Origin of the sequence: Sporomusa rhizae, from assembly GCF_041428845.1 — a bacterium.
In the GTDB taxonomy this organism is placed as follows: domain Bacteria; phylum Bacillota; class Negativicutes; order Sporomusales; family Sporomusaceae; genus Sporomusa; species Sporomusa rhizae.
Genome location: NZ_CP156925.1, coordinates 3,240,484 through 3,257,074, shown reverse-complemented (window position 1 = coordinate 3,257,074; position 16,591 = coordinate 3,240,484). Strand labels below are relative to the sequence as shown.

14 protein-coding genes are annotated in these 16,591 nt (G+C 41.3%); 10 read left to right on the top strand and 4 right to left on the bottom strand.

Features of this window, described 5'->3' with window-relative positions; genetic code table 11:
- Window positions 1–228 precede the first annotated feature (228 nt).
- Window positions 229–471, bottom strand: coding sequence for a DUF1657 domain-containing protein (locus tag SRRS_RS15420; RefSeq protein WP_371361746.1), 243 nt, complete (start codon window positions 469–471; stop codon window positions 229–231).
- A gap of 262 nt (window positions 472–733) precedes the next feature.
- Here SRRS_RS15420 and SRRS_RS15415 point away from each other — a divergent pair, with 262 nt between their 5' ends.
- From SRRS_RS15415 to SRRS_RS15405, 3 genes are read left to right on the top strand one after another with little or no spacing between them, the layout of a single operon-like run.
- Window positions 734–3,061: a xanthine dehydrogenase family protein molybdopterin-binding subunit gene (locus tag SRRS_RS15415; protein WP_371361745.1), complete on the top strand. Its 2,328-nt coding sequence runs from the start codon at window positions 734–736 to the stop codon at window positions 3,059–3,061.
- Window positions 3,058–3,909 (top strand): xanthine dehydrogenase family protein subunit M, encoded by an 852-nt coding sequence (locus SRRS_RS15410; RefSeq protein ID WP_371361744.1) that lies wholly within the window; start codon window positions 3,058–3,060, stop codon window positions 3,907–3,909. The genes SRRS_RS15415 and SRRS_RS15410 overlap by 4 nt, the downstream gene beginning before the upstream one ends.
- Window positions 3,890–4,360, top strand: coding sequence for a (2Fe-2S)-binding protein (locus tag SRRS_RS15405; RefSeq protein WP_371361743.1), 471 nt, complete (start codon window positions 3,890–3,892; stop codon window positions 4,358–4,360). Before SRRS_RS15410 ends, SRRS_RS15405 begins: the two co-directional genes overlap by 20 nt.
- Window positions 4,361–4,370: 10 nt before the next feature.
- Here the strand turns inward: SRRS_RS15405 and SRRS_RS15400 are convergent, their stop codons facing one another.
- Window positions 4,371–5,399, bottom strand: coding sequence for an aromatic acid exporter family protein (locus tag SRRS_RS15400; RefSeq protein WP_371361742.1), 1,029 nt, complete (start codon window positions 5,397–5,399; stop codon window positions 4,371–4,373).
- Between the two features lie 142 nt (window positions 5,400–5,541).
- Between SRRS_RS15400 and SRRS_RS15395 the strand changes: the two genes are divergently transcribed.
- The 5 genes from SRRS_RS15395 to SRRS_RS15375 all read left to right on the top strand — a co-directional run bounded on the left by SRRS_RS15395 (window position 5,542) and on the right by SRRS_RS15375 (window position 14,138).
- Window positions 5,542–6,282, top strand: coding sequence for a DUF421 domain-containing protein (locus SRRS_RS15395; protein WP_371361740.1), 741 nt, complete (start codon window positions 5,542–5,544; stop codon window positions 6,280–6,282).
- Window positions 6,283–6,871: 589 nt separating this feature from the next.
- The gene (locus SRRS_RS15390; RefSeq protein WP_371361739.1) at window positions 6,872–9,817 is read left to right on the top strand and encodes a PEP/pyruvate-binding domain-containing protein; all 2,946 of its coding nucleotides are present in this window, start codon (window positions 6,872–6,874) and stop codon (window positions 9,815–9,817) included.
- 403 nt (window positions 9,818–10,220) lie between these two features.
- Complete coding sequence (gene gdhA / locus SRRS_RS15385; protein WP_371361737.1) at window positions 10,221–11,576, top strand: NADP-specific glutamate dehydrogenase; 1,356 nt, start codon at window positions 10,221–10,223, stop codon at window positions 11,574–11,576.
- A gap of 168 nt (window positions 11,577–11,744) precedes the next feature.
- Window positions 11,745–13,358: a thiamine pyrophosphate-binding protein gene (locus tag SRRS_RS15380; protein ID WP_371361735.1), complete on the top strand. Its 1,614-nt coding sequence runs from the start codon at window positions 11,745–11,747 to the stop codon at window positions 13,356–13,358.
- A gap of 204 nt (window positions 13,359–13,562) precedes the next feature.
- Window positions 13,563–14,138: a hypothetical protein gene (locus SRRS_RS15375; RefSeq protein WP_371361734.1), complete on the top strand. Its 576-nt coding sequence runs from the start codon at window positions 13,563–13,565 to the stop codon at window positions 14,136–14,138.
- Window positions 14,139–14,328: 190 nt separating this feature from the next.
- Here the strand turns inward: SRRS_RS15375 and SRRS_RS15370 are convergent, their stop codons facing one another.
- Window positions 14,329–14,724 (bottom strand): DUF1259 domain-containing protein, encoded by a 396-nt coding sequence (locus SRRS_RS15370; RefSeq protein ID WP_371361732.1) that lies wholly within the window; start codon window positions 14,722–14,724, stop codon window positions 14,329–14,331.
- Between the two features lie 403 nt (window positions 14,725–15,127).
- Between SRRS_RS15370 and SRRS_RS15365 the strand changes: the two genes are divergently transcribed.
- The gene (locus SRRS_RS15365; RefSeq protein WP_371361731.1) at window positions 15,128–15,340 is read left to right on the top strand and encodes a small, acid-soluble spore protein, alpha/beta type; all 213 of its coding nucleotides are present in this window, start codon (window positions 15,128–15,130) and stop codon (window positions 15,338–15,340) included.
- Window positions 15,341–15,381: 41 nt separating this feature from the next.
- Complete coding sequence (locus tag SRRS_RS15360; RefSeq protein WP_371361730.1) at window positions 15,382–15,531, top strand: hypothetical protein; 150 nt, start codon at window positions 15,382–15,384, stop codon at window positions 15,529–15,531.
- A 150-nt stretch (window positions 15,532–15,681) separates the two neighbouring features.
- Here SRRS_RS15360 and SRRS_RS15355 read toward each other — a convergent pair whose 3' ends face one another.
- Window positions 15,682–16,587 carry an alpha/beta hydrolase gene (locus tag SRRS_RS15355; protein WP_371361729.1) on the bottom strand — a complete coding sequence of 302 codons (906 nt, stop codon included), beginning with the start codon at window positions 16,585–16,587 and terminating at the stop codon, window positions 15,682–15,684.
- Window positions 16,588–16,591 lie beyond the last annotated feature (4 nt).

Sequence of the window (16,591 nt, the reverse complement as noted above, 5' to 3'; positions counted from 1 at the left end):
AATCTCTTATTATCTCTTATTATCTCTATTTTACTATATTTCACACCAGATTAGAAGAGGTTCTCAAATATAAAAAGGCTGCCGACTTTGTCGACAGCCTGGCCAGATATATAATATCTGGCTTCGTTTATATAATGGTTAATTATCTGCATAACTCTGATGGAACAATTAATTTGAAGCATTTTTATTTCTGTTCTTTTTGCATAGGTTAGTCAAAATGATATTTCGTTATTCTTGCTGATTACTGGAAGTAGCACTAGTGGTACTGCTAGTTGCAGAATTTAATTGATTTTCAGAGGTAGAGCCAAGACGGCTCTGAAGGTTTGATATGTGACGATCCATGTCTTGTGCCATATTTTGAAACATTTGCTGCGTATTTTTGTCATCTGTAGATGTTCCAAAAGTGGCATAGGTGCCTTTCGCAGATTCTGCCGCAGCTAAAGCTTTTTCCAAATCTTTTTTTACTGTCATTATTGATCCTCCTTAAAAGTAATCACTCTACTATTGTTTACCGTTTGCTGCGGTTTATTTAGGAAGTTATTGGAATCTGGGTATTTAACATGGAAGATAATTGAATAAGGACTGGTGGAACCCAGAAATTAAATCCGATTATCAAATTTAGCAATAATTATGGTCAATATTGGAAACTATATTTTAAACAGCATTTGAGGCACAGGGGTTAGTTATGGTGTATCGAAGAAGCAGCATTTAGACTGTTGGAGGGATAAAAAAGTTGATAGCAATAGGCAAAGATATACCACGAATTGAAACCAATGACAAAGTGACAGGCAATGCAAAATATAATGCCGACTATACAGCCCCTGATCTGTTATACGCAAAAATGGTTATAAGTCCATACGCCCACGCACGAATTATTAGTATTGACACTGCCGTGGCCGCAGCGGCACCAGGAGTAAAAGCTGTTCTTACCGGTACATGTTTTACTGGTCTGTATGGACAAATTTTAGCCGATCGTCCAGTCATTGCTCTTGAAAAAGTTAGATATTATGGTGAACCGGTGGCGCTGGTGGTTGCTTATAGTGAATTGGAAGCGGCCCAGGCTGCTAACCTAGTGAAAATAGAGTATGAGCCATTGCCTGTGATAAATTCTGTAACCGATGCCCTTCGGCCTGACACCCAGTGTATTCACGGCAATTTAGGCTTTTACAGTCATGTTGTTGCAGATGTTTACCCGGAACCAGGTTCCAATGTAGCGCATCGGGTAAAGATACGAAAAGGGAATATGGCGCAAGGATGGGCCAAATGTGATGTAGTAATAGAAACACAGGTATCACTCCCTCATTCTAACCATGGAGCTATTGAAACCCGCTCCGCGATTGTTGAAATACAGCAAAACGGCAGGGTAATTGTTAATTCAGGTTCTCAGGGGCCTTTTGCAGTAAAAAAATTAATGAGTACTCTATTTACTTTGGATATGGGTAAAATTATCGTCAAAACCGGGTTGGTCGGTGGCTCCTTCGGTGCTAAAACAACCGCTTATCCCGAGCTGCTCGCTTACCTGGCTTCAAAGGCGGTGGGGGGGCGTCCTGTCAAAATAACAAATACCCGGGAAGAAGATTTAGTTTCTTCACCAGGCCATATGGGGCTAGAAGCAAAAATAAAGTTTGGCGCAACCAAAGAAGGAAAGATCATTGCTGCCGAGATGCTTTATCTTATTGACAGCGGAGCTTACACAGATACTTCACCGACTATGGCTAAAGCCATTGCCGCCGCTTGTACCGGACCGTATAACATACCGTACGTTTGCTGTGATTCTTTGTCCGTATATACCAATCGCCCGTATTCTACTGCATTCCGGGGATTTGGCCACGGCGAATTGACTTTCGCTGTCGAGAGAGCTGTTGAGAAATTGGCAGTGACTCTTGGTATAGATCCACTTGAGCTGCGAGCAAGAAATGCAATTGCGCCGGGAGATAGTTCACCGACGCAAGAGGCGCTTAACGCTAGCAATCTCGGAAACGTAACTGAGTGCATTCAGAAGATGAAGGCGCTAATTAAATGGGACGATGGAAAAATCCTTAAAACGGGAACTAGTTTGGTAAAGGCTAAAGGATTAGCATGCTTTTGGAAAACCTCCAGCAGCCCGGTAAATGCGATATCCGGTGCAATATTAACTATGAACCAAGATGGATCTATTAATCTAAACTGCGGTGTGGTTGAATTGGGGCAAGGAACCAAGACGGTACTTGCTCAGATTGCAGCCGAAGCTTTAAAAATGGAAGTAGATAAAATTCATGTCGCCATGGAAGTAAATACTGAGCTTTGTCCGGAACATTGGAAGACTGTTGCCAGTAAAACGACCTATATGGCAGGTAGTGCAGTTTTGGAGGCAGCTAATGAGTTAGAACGGGAGATAAAGAGTATCGGCGCGATAGTTTTGCGTTGCCCACCCGAGGATTTAGAAGTTGGGGGCAGTAGAGTGTATTTGCGTTACGATCCAAACTATTATGTCGAATTTAGAGACCTAGCCCATGGCTACCGATACCAAAATGGAAACTCAGTTGGCGGTCAGATTATGGGACGCGGCAGCTATATTATGACACGATTAAGTACTTTGGACCAAAATACCGGTTATGGCAAGGCTGGTCCCGGCTGGGTTGTCGGGTGCCAGGCCGTTGAGATAGAACTAGACAGCAGGGACTACACTTATAAAATTATTCGCGCGGCTACCGTTATGGATATTGGCAAAGCGCTTAATCCCAAGAATGTGCGATGTGTGTTGAGAAGTGGAATGAGTATGGGCCTCAGTTTAGCAAGCAGGGAGGCCTTTGTATTTGATAATGAGGGAGTCATGCAAAATCCGCAGTTTCGTACTTACAAAATGATGCGGTTTGGCGAGCAGCCCGAATACTTAGTTGAATTGGTAGAAACACCTCAGATCGATGCCCCCTACGGCCAGCGCGGAGTGGGTGAGCATGGTCTAATCGGCATGCCTGCCGCATTAGCTAATGCATTGTCAGCGGCAACCGGGGTGGAACTAAATCAGTTACCTCTCACTCCGGAAAACATTTGGAGAGCTGCGACAGGAGGCAGCATATGATTATTTTTGATTTTGAATATCATAAGCCAGATACGGTGCAAGAAGCCATCGATCTTTTTCAGCAGCTTACATTGCAAAACAAACAGCCGGTTTACTATTCGGGAGGGACTGAGATAATCACCCTTGGACGGCTAGGAAAACTATACGCAGGAGCTGTTATTGACATTAAAGGGATTCCCGAATGTAATGCACTGGAAATTAATCATGATAAATTAATTATGGGAGCAGGAGTATTTCTGACCAAGCTTGCCGAAACAAATCATTTCCCATTATTAACAGAGTCTGCCGGTAGGGTTGCTGACCATACTTCACGGGGAAAAATTACGCTAGGAGGTAATATTTGCGGTAATTTTATTTACCGTGAGGCGGTATTAGCATTGTTGGCTAGTGACAGTAAAGTTACTATCGCGGGCATAAACGGGCTTAGAACCGTTCCCCTTCTGGAAGCATTTCGTGAGCGATTGCAACTGGCAACAGGAGAATTTTTAGTCCAGGTTGCTACTGATGCAGCTTATCTCAGCCTGCCTCACCGCGGCGTTAAAAAGACCAGGATGGATAGGATCGGTTATCCACTGGTTTCGATGGCTATCTTGAAGAAGAATAACCGTTTACAAGTGGCTGTTTCTGGTGTATGTGCGTTTCCATTCCGTTCATTGGAAATGGAAAATGAATTGAATAATAATAGTCCTTACGAAACTAGAATTACCAATGCCCTCCAATATCTGCCGGCTCCGATTTTGGACGATGTGGAGGGGACGGCCGATTATCGTTCCTTTGTTTTGAAAAACACGCTGCAGGATACCTTAACCCACTTTGAGGGGGATTATAATGTTTCAGATGGTAAGTAAGGGAATGATAGATTTAACAGTAAACGGTGAGAAGCGAAGCGCTTTGGCTAAGCCATCAGATACTTTGCTGACAGTACTGCGCACACAGCTTGGTCTTACAGGTGCTAAGCCCGGGTGTGAAAACGGCGATTGCGGCGCTTGTACGGTACTTATTGACGGATGGCCAATAAAATCATGTTTAACCTTGGCTGTTGAGGCAGTCGGCCATGAGGTTACTACCGTGGAAGGCTTAAAAGATGCGCCTATTCAGGCGGCCTTCATCGAGCAGTGGGGATTTCAGTGTGGTTATTGTACTTCCGGATTTCTTATGGTTTGTCATGCGCTAGCAAACATTCATCCTAACGCCACCAACGAGGTACTGGCAGATTGGCTGCAATCCAATTTATGTCGCTGCACAAGCTATGAGGAGATTGAACGGGCAATAAGAATGATTGTTACTACGCCATCATAGAAAAGGATTACTATCGATTTTCCCACTTGTCAGAGGATACTTCTTCCAGTATTCTGTGCAAATCTGTAAGAATTGCTCCTATTTCGCGGGATAGTATAAGCGAATTAAATTGGAGAAGTGCACTGAGACAATCGCTTTGTGCGGTCATCGCCTGGCTGATTCTAGTTTTTAGACGCAACGAAATATCCTTCGAAGGATCAATCAAGTTTATTCCAAAGTCTTCAACACAGTCAGCTGCTGAGTCTATAGCAACTTTGAGTTTATTCAGCTCAAGGCTTTCCGGGAAGTCTTCCGCTAAAGCAAGAAGCCCCCTGCGAATCCCGCGAATTTGAATACTAATATTCGCGAGATGCCGCATTCCTTCCGTAATTTCTGTTAAGCGCCGGCATTTTTTTGTCATTAGCGGATTAAATACTAGACTTTCATGAGCAAGCTGAATGGAGTGAATGCTTTTAACGGTGTTTTTCTCTAAATCCTCAACATCAACCAATGGAGAGTGTACGTTTATATTCTTTTTTTGTAGAGCCCAGCCCAATTTTTTTAATGCAAAAGACGCTTTCTTGCTCAAGATTAAGATATCTTGTTCAGCTTTTGCGACGGAATTAGGTGGAAAAATAAAGGTATTAGCTAGAATGCCAATTACTGAACCAATAATTGTTTCAGTGACACGGTTAAGGGCATAGCCCTGGCTTTGACTGAACGCCAAAACCATGAGTGAACTTACCGCAGCCTGAGAATTGATATAAGCCGGCAGGTGTAGTAACGAACCAATAGTCATCCCTGCTACTATTACTATGAATATCGATAATGCCCCCACACTCATCCACTGACTGATTAGTGCACTGATAACTACTCCGCCTATCGTCCCAAGTAGGCGCTGCCAGGCTTTCTTTACAGATTCCGAAATCGTAGCCTGCACGGTTAAAATCGCTGCAAGCGGCGCAAAGTAGGGATATGGCCAGTTAAGTACGGATGTTACAACCATCCAGGATAGGGCCGCTGCCAGGGAAGTTTTTAATACTTGAAGGTAGATGTCCAATGCAAATTCCCGCCTTATACTAGTTATCAGTTTGTATTCTGGAAAATTCTTTTAAATTTATACGGATATGTATCGGTTTACACAAAGAATAGTGGCATGTGTGGCAAGAATAATAAAAAGATAAAATTTATTGGGGGTAAAAATGGAGTATTCGGTTATCAACGTCATACTACGAACTTTTTTATCTTTAGGGGTTCTAATTGTACTTGCAAGAATTATGGGACGAAGGTCTGTAGCACAATTAACTTTATATGATTATGTACTCGGATTAGTTTTAGGGGACATTGGAGCGTCCTTTGCGGTGGATCGATCGATATCCGTAATTGACGGGATCGCAAGTCTTATAGCTTGCACTGCTTGGATTATTATTGTCAATTTTGTGATGTTAAGAAGTGTACCGGCACGGAAGTTTGTTGATCCTGAACCTCTTATGGTTATTTATAATGGGTGCATTCTGGAAGAAAACTTGCGTAAGAGTTTTTACACAATAAACAGCATATTAGAGTTGCTGAGGGAACGTGAGATCTTCGATCCGGGTAGCATTGCCTTAGCAGTTATAGAATCCAATGGGCAACTCAGTATTATAAAAAAGCAGGATGAGGACAGCGTACAAGAATCAAATAAGAGTAAAAAAGGATATATCGATAAGTTTGCCTTACATATGATGGGACGCGCCTTAGTGATTGACGGTAAGATTACGGACCGGGTCTCTGAACATAGCGGAATAAGTGAAGCGTGGTTGATAGGTATCATTAAAAAGCGGAATCTTGAAATGGAGGACATAATGGTCGCCCTGATAACCCCGGAAGGTCGGCTTTACATTGATAAAAAAGACGATAATATTTCATTTCATGATATTAGACCGCCTATTCACGAGCAATAGAATTATGTCAGGCAAAATTAGAAACCGATAGGCTGCTCAACAGTAGGCTATCGGTTTTTGTTTAGGCTAATATTAGTTTGGCAATAAAGCTGAATGATGTAGATATAGCCAGTCTCTACACATTGTTATCACGCTATTTATGAGAAAACATAAGATATTACATAAACAATTACTAGTGCAAAAGTGGAGGGATAGTTTTGAAAAAAAATTGGGATGTTCCCCAAATAGAAGATTGGCCTGTTGAATATAATTCAAGACAAATTTGTGCACCAAATTGCATGCCGAAATGCCTGCCGAGTTGTTCACCTTTATGCTACCCATCATGCAGACCGAAAAAACCACCAGCATGCCCACCTGCTTTTAATTATTATTGTTACCCATCTTAACAATCTTCCTAAGGGGAATTTTCTGGGGTCTACCATGTCTCATAGTTACATGGTAGACCCTTTCGTTGTCATTCGCGCACTGTCGTTGTGAGCATTAATTCATATCAGAATGTGGCTGCACCTAATCGATTCTGAATCCAATTTAGTATATACTATACTCAGGATTGTACTGAGAGTGATTTCAAGGGAATAGGAGAAGTGTTATGAAGAAATTCGTAGATTTGAAAACTCGTTTTTCCGGAATCCATGACCTGATGAAATTTAGGGTTACTGAGATACTATTAATATCCACAGAGTACGACGCGTATGTCCTGGAAGAAGATGGGCGGTTAACCGAACAGATTTATCATCAGTTCAACGACTTAAGCATTCCTTACATACCTAGGATTCATTGGGTGGACAATGGGGAAGAAGCTTTAGAAGAATTGAAATCGAGAACAATCCATTTAATTATTACTATGTCCCGCGTAAGTGACATGAGTTCATTTGAGTTTGAAACAACAATCCATAATGCCTACCCCGACATCCCAATTGTTATGCTTTCCTATGACCGGTTGACACCGGAAATGATTGTCCGGATTCGAGAATTTTCTTGTATCAACAGGGTGTTCCATTGGTCGGGAGATAGTAAGATATTACTGGCTATTATAAAATATATTGAAGACCAGAAAAATGTAGAGGCAGACAGCAGGCTGGGAGTTCAGGCCATTCTTTTGGTTGACGATTCTCCAGTATATTACTCGCAAATTTTGCCTAACATCTATACAGAAATATTGACCCAGACCCGGTGTCTGGTATTGCATGCCATGAATGTCAGTCACGGTTTGCTCAGAGTCCGTCTGAGACCTAAGATTCTTCTCGCGGAAACCTATGAAGAGGCAATGGAAATTGTTGGTACTTATCGCTACAATTTATTGGGAGTAATTTCAGACGTTAGATTTCCTAAGGATGGAGTGTCATCTCCCGCGGCCGGTTTTGAATTAGCCGAAGGAGTTAAGGAGATGATCCCCGATCTACCGTTTTTGCTGCAGTCGGAGGAGATGGAAAATTATGAGAAATCGATTGCGCGACAGCTACCCTTTCTGAATAAAAATTCGCCTAATCTGCTGCATAATTTGCGGACCTACATTCTGGAAAACTATGGCTTCGGTTCTTTTGTGTTTAAGTACCCGGATGGCACAGTCATTGATGAAGCGAATGACATCACAAGTCTGGAAAGAATAATACGAGACCTGCCGGATGAGAGCTTATATTATCATGCGACCCGAAATCACTTTTCGCGCTGGTTTCGCGCTCGTGCAGAAGTTGAGGTAGCTGATAAACTGAGATTTATGGTAATGGGAGATTTTTACAGTATTTCTGATATTCGAACTTATATTCTGAAAGTATTGAATGATTACTTCCAGAAATACCAATCAGGTTTGATCCTGGATTTTGAAGGGCTTTCCAAAAAAGATATGGAGAATGCTTTCATTAAATTGGGGACAGGTTCTTTGGGAGGGAAAGCCAGAGGGGTGGCATTTATGAATGCCATGATTGCCAAAGCTCACCTGTCGGATAAATACGAGGATATGAAAGTCAAGGTGCCTCGTTCGTTTGTAATTGGCAGTGATGTTTTTGAAAAGTTTATTGAGGAAAATGATCTTTATTCTTTCCTTGCCGGCTCACCAAAAGAAGAGGAGATTGCACAAAAATTTACGGAGAGTGATTTGCCGGCTAACACTCAAGAGAACTTGCGTGTCTTAACACAACATATAAGATGTCCGCTCGCAGTCCGTTCCTCCAGCATACTGGAGGATTCGCGGATATTGCCTTTTGCCGGTATCTACAATACATATATAGTTCCCAACAGTCATATAGACACTGAAATTAGATTCAAACAGCTGTCGGACGCGGTTAAACTTGTTTATGCTTCCGTGTTTTATGCGTCTCCTGTACAATACGCAAAGAATGCGGATATCCGGATTGAAGAGGAGAAAATGGCGGTACTCATTCAGGAACTGGTGGGAGAGTGCTATGGTGATCTTTATTACCCGGTCATTTCCGGCGTGGCGCAATCCTATAATTTTTACCCCTATTATCCGATGAAACCCGAAGAGGGAACGGTAAGTCTGGCGATGGGACTAGGAAAAACAATTGTTGAAGGCGAGCGGGTATACCGGTTTTCCCCGGCTTATCCCAAGCTTAATCCTCTCGTTTCAAGTCCTCAGGATTATATGAAAAAATCACAAAACACATTTTATGCTATAAATCTTAAGGCTTCTGCCGACATAATGCTGCGTGCCGATGAAGACTATGTCTACGAAAAGCTGCTGATTTCCCAAGCCAGTAAAGACGAGTCGCTGGAGTATATAGGCAGTACCTATTCTATTGAAAATGACTGCATATCAGATAACGTGTATCAAGCTGGACCAAAACTAGTGACATTTGCACCCATCCTGAAGTATAACAGGCTGCCATTGACGCAAATTATAAAAGACTTGCTACGGTTAGGAAAGCAATCCTTCGGCACAGATGTTGAAATCGAGTTTGCGATTAATATCCCTAAGGATAAAAATAAGCCGAAGGAGTTCAATTTTCTGCAGATCCGGCCGATGGTGGTGGGAAGAGAAGCGCTCCAGGTGAGTCTGGACGAACCGATAGAATCATGGTGTTTTAGTCAGCGCACAATTGGTAACGGTTTTTACGAAAATATCCACGATATTATTTTTGTTGATCCCGAAAAGTTTCAATTACAAGACAGTATTCAAATTGCAAATGAAATAAGTGAGTTGAACAAAATTCTGTTCAAGGAAGGCCGACGTTGTATTCTCGTTGGATTCGGTCGAATGGGAACATCGGACCGGTGGTTGGGAATTCCTTTGACATGGGAACAAATGTCGCAAGCGCTTATCATCGTGGAGGTTGATCTAAAAGACCTTCACCCGGAGCCTTCTCTGGGCAGCCATTTCTTTCATAATTTAACAGCTTCTAATATGGGTTACTTCCACATTCAATATGATAATGATGATGCGGGAATGTTTGATTGGAATTGGCTGCTCAGTCAGCCTGTCCTCCAACAAACAAAATATGTAAAGCTTGTTAGAAGAGAGGAGGCCTTCAAGGCCAAAATTGATGGGAGAAGTTTTAAAGGGGTTATCTACAAATGATTTGATTTCCTGCGATAAGCTTACAAGTTGGTTAGAGAGAATGGTTATTTATGAGAAAAATTGGTAGTAAAAATGACAAATTTATCTTTTTTAATAAAAAAATTAAAAAAAATAAATTTTTTTGTGTTTAATGTAAAAAGACAATAATACTTTTGGGCAAAACTAAATAGAGGTATCGAATGAATTATTTAAGATAAAAAAAGAATATAGTTGTTGTATCTCCTTTTTTTGGATTGCTTTTGTTTTTCTGAAAAAAACTATCGTGCATTGATAGTGGAACCAAAAGCCGGGATATGAGTGAAAATTCGGTTAAATTTGAGTATACAAGATACAAGACAGGTTGTATAATGTAATTAAAGCGGATGCAATATATTGGAAAATACAAAATGAGGGGGATTTTGACATGACTACAAATGCTAAGAAGTACTGTGACGAACTCTATCGCCGCGTTGTCGAACGGAATGCCAACGAGCCGGAATTCCACCAAACTGTGCAGGAAGTAATTGGTTCTTTGGTGCCTGTTCTTGAGAAAAATCCCGAATATATTGACCTAGGAATTCTTGAACGGATTGTTGAGCCCGAGCGGCAATTTATCTTCCGGGTACCGTGGATGGATGACACCGGCAAGGTAAGAGTAAACCGTGGCTTCCGGGTTCAGTTCAATAGCGCGATTGGACCATACAAAGGCGGCTTGCGTTTCCATCCGTCGGTTAACGTTGGTATCATCAAATTCCTCGGTTTTGAACAAACCTTTAAGAATTCACTTACCAGTTTACCGATGGGCGGTGGCAAAGGCGGTTCCGATTTTGATCCAAAAGGCAAATCCGATGCGGAAGTTATGAGATTCTGCCAAAGTTTCATGACAGAACTGTATAGATACATAAGTCCTGATACAGATGTTCCTGCCGGTGACCTCGGCGTTGGCGGCAGAGAGATTGGCTATATGTTTGGACAATACAAGCGAATCAAAGGCAGTTATGAAAATGGTGTTTTAACCGGTAAAGGTCTTACCTATGGCGGCAGCTTAGCTCGCCCGGAAGCTACAGGCTTCGGTATTGTTTATTTCTGCCAAGAAATGTTAAAAGCTAAAGGAACTTCCTTCGAAGGCAAAACGGTTGCCGTGTCCGGTTTCGGCAATGTTACCTGGGGTACAGTTAAAAAGGCTACTGAATTAGGCGCCAAAGTTGTTACCCTTTCAGGTCCTGATGGATACGTTTATGATCCCGATGGCGTTAGCGGCGAAAAAATTGATTTCTTACTCGAAATGAGAGCGTCCTGCCGTGACAGGGTTGAAGACTACGCTGATAAATATGGTGTTAAATTCTTCCCTGGCGAAAAGCCTTGGGGTGTTAAAGTTGACGTTGTTATTCCTTGTGCTACTCAGAATGAAATACTTATCGAAGATGCTAAGAAAATCGTTGCAAACGGAATTAAATTTGTTTGCGAAGGTGCAAATATGCCTACTACAAACGAGGCAATTGAGTACTTTTTGGAAAATGGCGTATATCTTGGACCATCAAAAGCTGCCAACGCCGGCGGCGTGGCCGTTTCCGGTCTTGAGATGTCCCAGAACAGCATGCGCCTAGCTTGGTCTTTCGAAGAAGTTGATGCTAAATTGAAAACAATCATGCTCAATATTTATAAAAATGCCAGCAAGGCGTCAGAAGAATATGGCTATAAGGACAACTTGGTTGTCGGCGCCAACATTGCTGGCTTTATTAAAGTCGCTGAAGCAATGAAAGCGCAAGGTTTGGTATAAAAAAGTAAGTTAATCGGTAATCAACGGGGTATTCGAAGCCTAATCCGGCTCGAATACCCCATTATTTTTTTTACTTGCGCAGATTTATGGTTGAAACGCCTTATGTATCAGGTCAATTAGGTGTAAAATGAAAAAAATGGCACAAGTAACGAAAGGAAGAGGATATAAATGCCGACATTAGCCGAACAATTAGTAAAATCCCTTCAGGCCTTAGGAGTTAAATATGTTTTCGGTATACCTGGTGGCCCATCTATTCCCTATTTGGAGGCTATGAGAAATACCGGATTAAAATTTGTTTTAGTAGCAAACGAACAGAGTGCAGGTATTATGGCCGATGTTTGTGGCCGTCTTACCGGTGTGCCTGGTGTTTGTCATAGTACATTCGGTCCGGGTGCCGCAAACTTATCGACTGGTGTGGGCGGAGCATTGTTAGATAGGTCTCCATTGATTGCTTTTACAACAGAAGTTAAAGACGCCGACAGAGGACGTAACATTCAGATGAATATTGACCATCAGGCATTCTATAAGCCAATAACGAAATGGACTACAAGGCTGTCAGCGGATAATTTTAAAGAAACGATGGTAAAGGCATTTTCTATTGCTGCTTCCGAAGTGCCGGGTCCTGTTCATATTGGTTTGCCTGCCAATATAGATAACGAGTTATTGGATTCCGATAGTATAATAGACCGCTTTGAAAAAGCGGTGGTTCCGCTTCCTGAACCGCGGTTGCTCCAAGAAGCGGCTGTACTGATCCAAAAGGCCAAGAAACCAATTTTAGCGGTAGGCCTTTCGATAGCTAGGCTGGGTTTGCATCACTTGCTGCGTCAGTTCGTGAATCAAAATAATATCCCGGTTGTATTAACTCCCATGGCTAAAGGAGTCATCTCTGATACTCACTCCTGCTATGCAGGGGTCCTTTTCCACGCTCAGAGTGATTTGGTGGCAACGGTATTTCGTGAAGCGGATCTAGTTATTGGTGTGGGATATGACTCTGTTGAATTTAACTATGAATCCTGGATGCCGAATGTTCCTTTGATTCATATCGACACCCGGCCTGTCGACATCACTACCGAGTACAACGTACCTTGCGAAGTCATCGGGGATTTAGCACAATCCATAACTTATCTTACTTCTTTAAAATTTCTCTCATTCCAGTGGGATATGGGTCAAATAGAAGCAAACAAGCATAATTTATTTCAGGCTCTGAAGCCACGTTGCGACTCTTTTACTGCTGCCGATGCTATTCATGTTCTGCAGGAGGTAATACCTAAAGATGGGATTATAACCGCAGACGTAGGTGCTCACCTTCATCTTCTTGGCCAATTGTGGAAAGTAGATGAACCGCAGCGAATCATAATGACTAATGGGTGGTCGACTATGGGGTTTGGTATACCATCCGCTATTGGTGCTAAATTGTGCAGGCCTTCCCAGACGGTTGTATGTATAACCGGAGATGGCGGTTTCCTAATGAATTGCGGCGAGCTAGTAACTGCACGTAGACTGGGTCTCAACATTGTAATAATTGTTTTGTGCGACAGGAGTCTAAGTCTAATTGAAATGAAGCAGAACTGGAAGGAAGTTCCTTTGTATGGTGTTGACCTTTATGAAGGGAATTACTTCGGGGCCGATATGTTCCTCAGTGTTCCTGTACTGAAGGTTTGTGATGAAAAAGAAATGAAAACCGCCCTTCAAACAGCAGTTTCAGCGGCCGGCCCGATCATAATCGAGGCTGTTATCGACGGGTCCATATATAATAACTTGGTTACTAGAAGTCATAAATAGTTCCAGGAAGTTTTCCTGTGATTAACTTTTAGGTGGGTTAAAAGCTTATCTGAAACTAAGTCTAAAGGTCTATCTCGTTAGTCTCTTTATCTTCAAAAATGGATATGGCAATAAGTGTCATTAGTAGCAAGTTCTAGCTGGGAATATTTTTGTTGTAAAATTTGCAAGATAGTATTGGTTATTAAGTAACAGGAGATGGATATAATGAATGCTCCTTTGCGAATAAGCATCGCTCTATGCACATTGCTAATTATAGCGCAAGGACTTAGCCTAGCGGGGATTGTGTTTCGTGGTAATCATGACTTTGTTTATAATATTATTGGCAATACGGTTTTTTGGGTAGTTTATAGTGTTTTTGCGTATATCTATAGGATTAGAATAAACTATTATATTCAGGTTGCTGTAGTTATAGCTATTATCGGCGATGGTTTTCTAGGATTTTTTCTCAATCTTTATGTTCTATCGCCGACCTATGACCGGGTACAACACATTTTTAGCACATATGCTATTTCCTTATTCCTATACTCAATAGTAACCTTTTTCATGAAAAAAACGATTGAAATACAATGGATACGGTTTGTCATTGTGGCGGCACTTGGTATGGCTGCAGGCAGTCTTTATGAAATTATTGAATTTGCAGCAGATACAATAATGAAGCCTCAGATTTTAAACCAACCAAGTCTTCAAGATACAGATTTGGATTTGATTAGTAATACGATTGGGGCGATTATTGCCGGGATTCATTCTATGCGCCAGAGTTTTAGTTACCAGCGCAAGTAACTACAGAATAGTAATGACCCAAAGAAGTAATTGAAGCGGGTGATGATTAGATGTATACATCAAACAGAACTAGACATCACTCAAAAAGTGATGTCTAGTTCTGTTTAAATTAAAACCAGGGGAAATACTAATGTAAAAAACGCTCACTGAGCAGTCTTTTACGATATTTTATTCCGGGGAATCGTTGCTATCATTTCGATTCGTTAAGGCTTCCAATTACTTCGGCAACCGCCCTGGCAAATGTCCTTGAATCAATAGTTGATTCAATGTGGACGTAGATCAAGTGCGGTTTATCCATAATCCAATGATTGTGTACTGCGGATACAATAATATCTTTAGCAACTAGTTGTGTTAAAACATCAGGTACTTCCTCTTGCAGTAGTACCAATTCTCCTGTTTCTAGACAACGACCGCTATTTTTTTCAAAGACTACTGTATGAGTGGGTGCAGCTTTAGAGGGTATACCTAAAATAGTTACTTTGATACCAGTCCGCGGGATATCAAATTTACATATTCCATTCTTAGATTGTCCTACTCCACCAAGAATATCTGCTAACTCACTGCATAGAGAAGCTGATATAGGCATATTATTACCTCCTTTTCGTATTACATAATATGCAATATACATAAGAAAGTTCAGACTTTGCATTAATTGTTGTCTAAAAGTTTAATAAAAAAAGTCTGCATGTTAGCTAAAGTCTCATGAAACTCAATAATAATCCTTAGATTGCGCTTACACAATAAATAAAAGAACCGGGAGTGTTTTATCACATCACCGGTTCTTATAGATCTGTTTGTAGTCTTTAAAAAATAATTTTGGCAATAAAACCGCTGATTATCCCAATGGTGGCGACGGAAGCGATTACAAATAATAATACTTTGGTTGGAAAAGCACGTTTTATTATCAAAGCGGACGCGGTTGTCGATGATTGAAATAAAAAGGAATGGATATATCGGTTGTCGGTAATCCTACTTTGGGAGGGATTATAATGGCGGAAAAATTTAAGTCAATGAAAGAGTTAGACCAATCGTTACCTGATAAACATGAAGTTGCTGCTGAGCTGGGAATTCCACTTGATCAAGGGCATAATGAAGACTTAACTACCCGGCAAGTTGGAAAAATAGGCGGTAAAATTGGTGGTGCAAAAGTCAAAAAAATGATCGAGATGGCAGAAACGCAAATGGCGAACCAAGAAAGATGATAGTTAAAACACAACAACAAACTCAAAAGGAGGTGTAAGGAATGTCTAAAGGAGATGGTGGAGCAACGCAACAGCATATATTCAATAAAAATGTTTCCGGACAAGTTAGCGTCGAGTACAATAACCCTCCTACAAGCGGAAAAATCCAAGATGAATTACGCAATCGCCGTGACCCTTATGTGCATTCGTAATTTCACAAAAAGTAAATTTTATATTTTATGGAAGATAACAATAGACTAATTGCGAACGTTTTCTGATAAGAACTATAGGGTAAGGCATAAATAAACCAATCCTGTTACGTAAGCGGGTACATTAGATTTTTAAATAGGCCAGCGATATGTCTAAATGGACATTCTCGCTGGCCTACTATTAGTGGTAACTGATTCGTATTTTAGCTTTTCCTGCATCCAAGACAGCATACGGTGATAGGCTTCGATTGCCATTATGTCGTTTGGATTGCGATCAAAATCATGTTCGGCGTTTTTGGCAATATAAAGATGGGCTGATGGGATTGTTTCTGCCATTGTTTTACTCATTTCGAAGGGAACATCATAATCAAAAGGGCTAGCTGCTAAAAAGGCTGGTGGCAGTTCTTTTAAATCGTCGAGGGACAGGCTGTATTTTTTAAGATCTACAGCAGTATTTTTCGGCGCGAGTAAGGAAAGCCAATTGCCTGTTTGCCTGGCGAACAGGTATAGGGCGAATCTTTTTTGAATAGGTCCGTAGGTTAACGGTGTATTGCCGGCAATTGCTGAGGCAACGGCTTCTTCCACTTTCGGTATTTTTAAGTAGTAGGGGGCTGGAGCTGAAAAAGAACTTTCGGCTAGATTATAATAGCCGTAGAACAGAATAAGTCCCGCCGGACGCATAATGTTTTTGCGCTTTGCCGCCAATAATGCAAGGAATGAACCAGCCGATCGGCCAAACAGTAGGTATCTGGGTGTTGTTAAACCAATTTCTTTATAGGTATCGTTTGTAAAGTTATTGATTGTTAATTCTAATGTTGTTATCATTTCTTCCAGGTTGCTTTCAGGTGCCAGTAAATAGTCGAGCATAAGAAGGTCATAGCCATTCTCGAGAATAAGCTCGATATACGCCTTTGGTAAATCATCTTTAGTTCCGAACACCATACCGCCGCCGTGAAGATATAAGATAGATACATTTTTGCGATTTTCGGCAGCTCTGTGAAAAGTGGCTTTGATAGGAAAGGCTGTTTTATTTTCATAAGCCATAACAATTTCCTGCATATAT

Coding starts and splice junctions, on each gene's coding strand:
- SRRS_RS15375 (WP_371361734.1), top strand. CDS start 13,563: ATGAATGCTCCTTTGCGAATAAGCATCGCTCTATGCACATTGCTAATT.
- SRRS_RS15420 (WP_371361746.1), bottom strand. CDS start 471: ATGACAGTAAAAAAAGATTTGGAAAAAGCTTTAGCTGCGGCAGAATCT.
- SRRS_RS15355 (WP_371361729.1), bottom strand. CDS start 16,587: ATGCAGGAAATTGTTATGGCTTATGAAAATAAAACAGCCTTTCCTATC.
- SRRS_RS15410 (WP_371361744.1), top strand. CDS start 3,058: ATGATTATTTTTGATTTTGAATATCATAAGCCAGATACGGTGCAAGAA.
- SRRS_RS15370 (WP_371361732.1), bottom strand. CDS start 14,724: ATGCCTATATCAGCTTCTCTATGCAGTGAGTTAGCAGATATTCTTGGT.
- SRRS_RS15390 (WP_371361739.1), top strand. CDS start 6,872: ATGAAGAAATTCGTAGATTTGAAAACTCGTTTTTCCGGAATCCATGAC.
- SRRS_RS15405 (WP_371361743.1), top strand. CDS start 3,890: ATGTTTCAGATGGTAAGTAAGGGAATGATAGATTTAACAGTAAACGGT.
- gdhA (WP_371361737.1), top strand. CDS start 10,221: ATGACTACAAATGCTAAGAAGTACTGTGACGAACTCTATCGCCGCGTT.
- SRRS_RS15365 (WP_371361731.1), top strand. CDS start 15,128: ATGGCGGAAAAATTTAAGTCAATGAAAGAGTTAGACCAATCGTTACCT.
- SRRS_RS15380 (WP_371361735.1), top strand. CDS start 11,745: ATGCCGACATTAGCCGAACAATTAGTAAAATCCCTTCAGGCCTTAGGA.
- SRRS_RS15395 (WP_371361740.1), top strand. CDS start 5,542: ATGGAGTATTCGGTTATCAACGTCATACTACGAACTTTTTTATCTTTA.
- SRRS_RS15360 (WP_371361730.1), top strand. CDS start 15,382: ATGTCTAAAGGAGATGGTGGAGCAACGCAACAGCATATATTCAATAAA.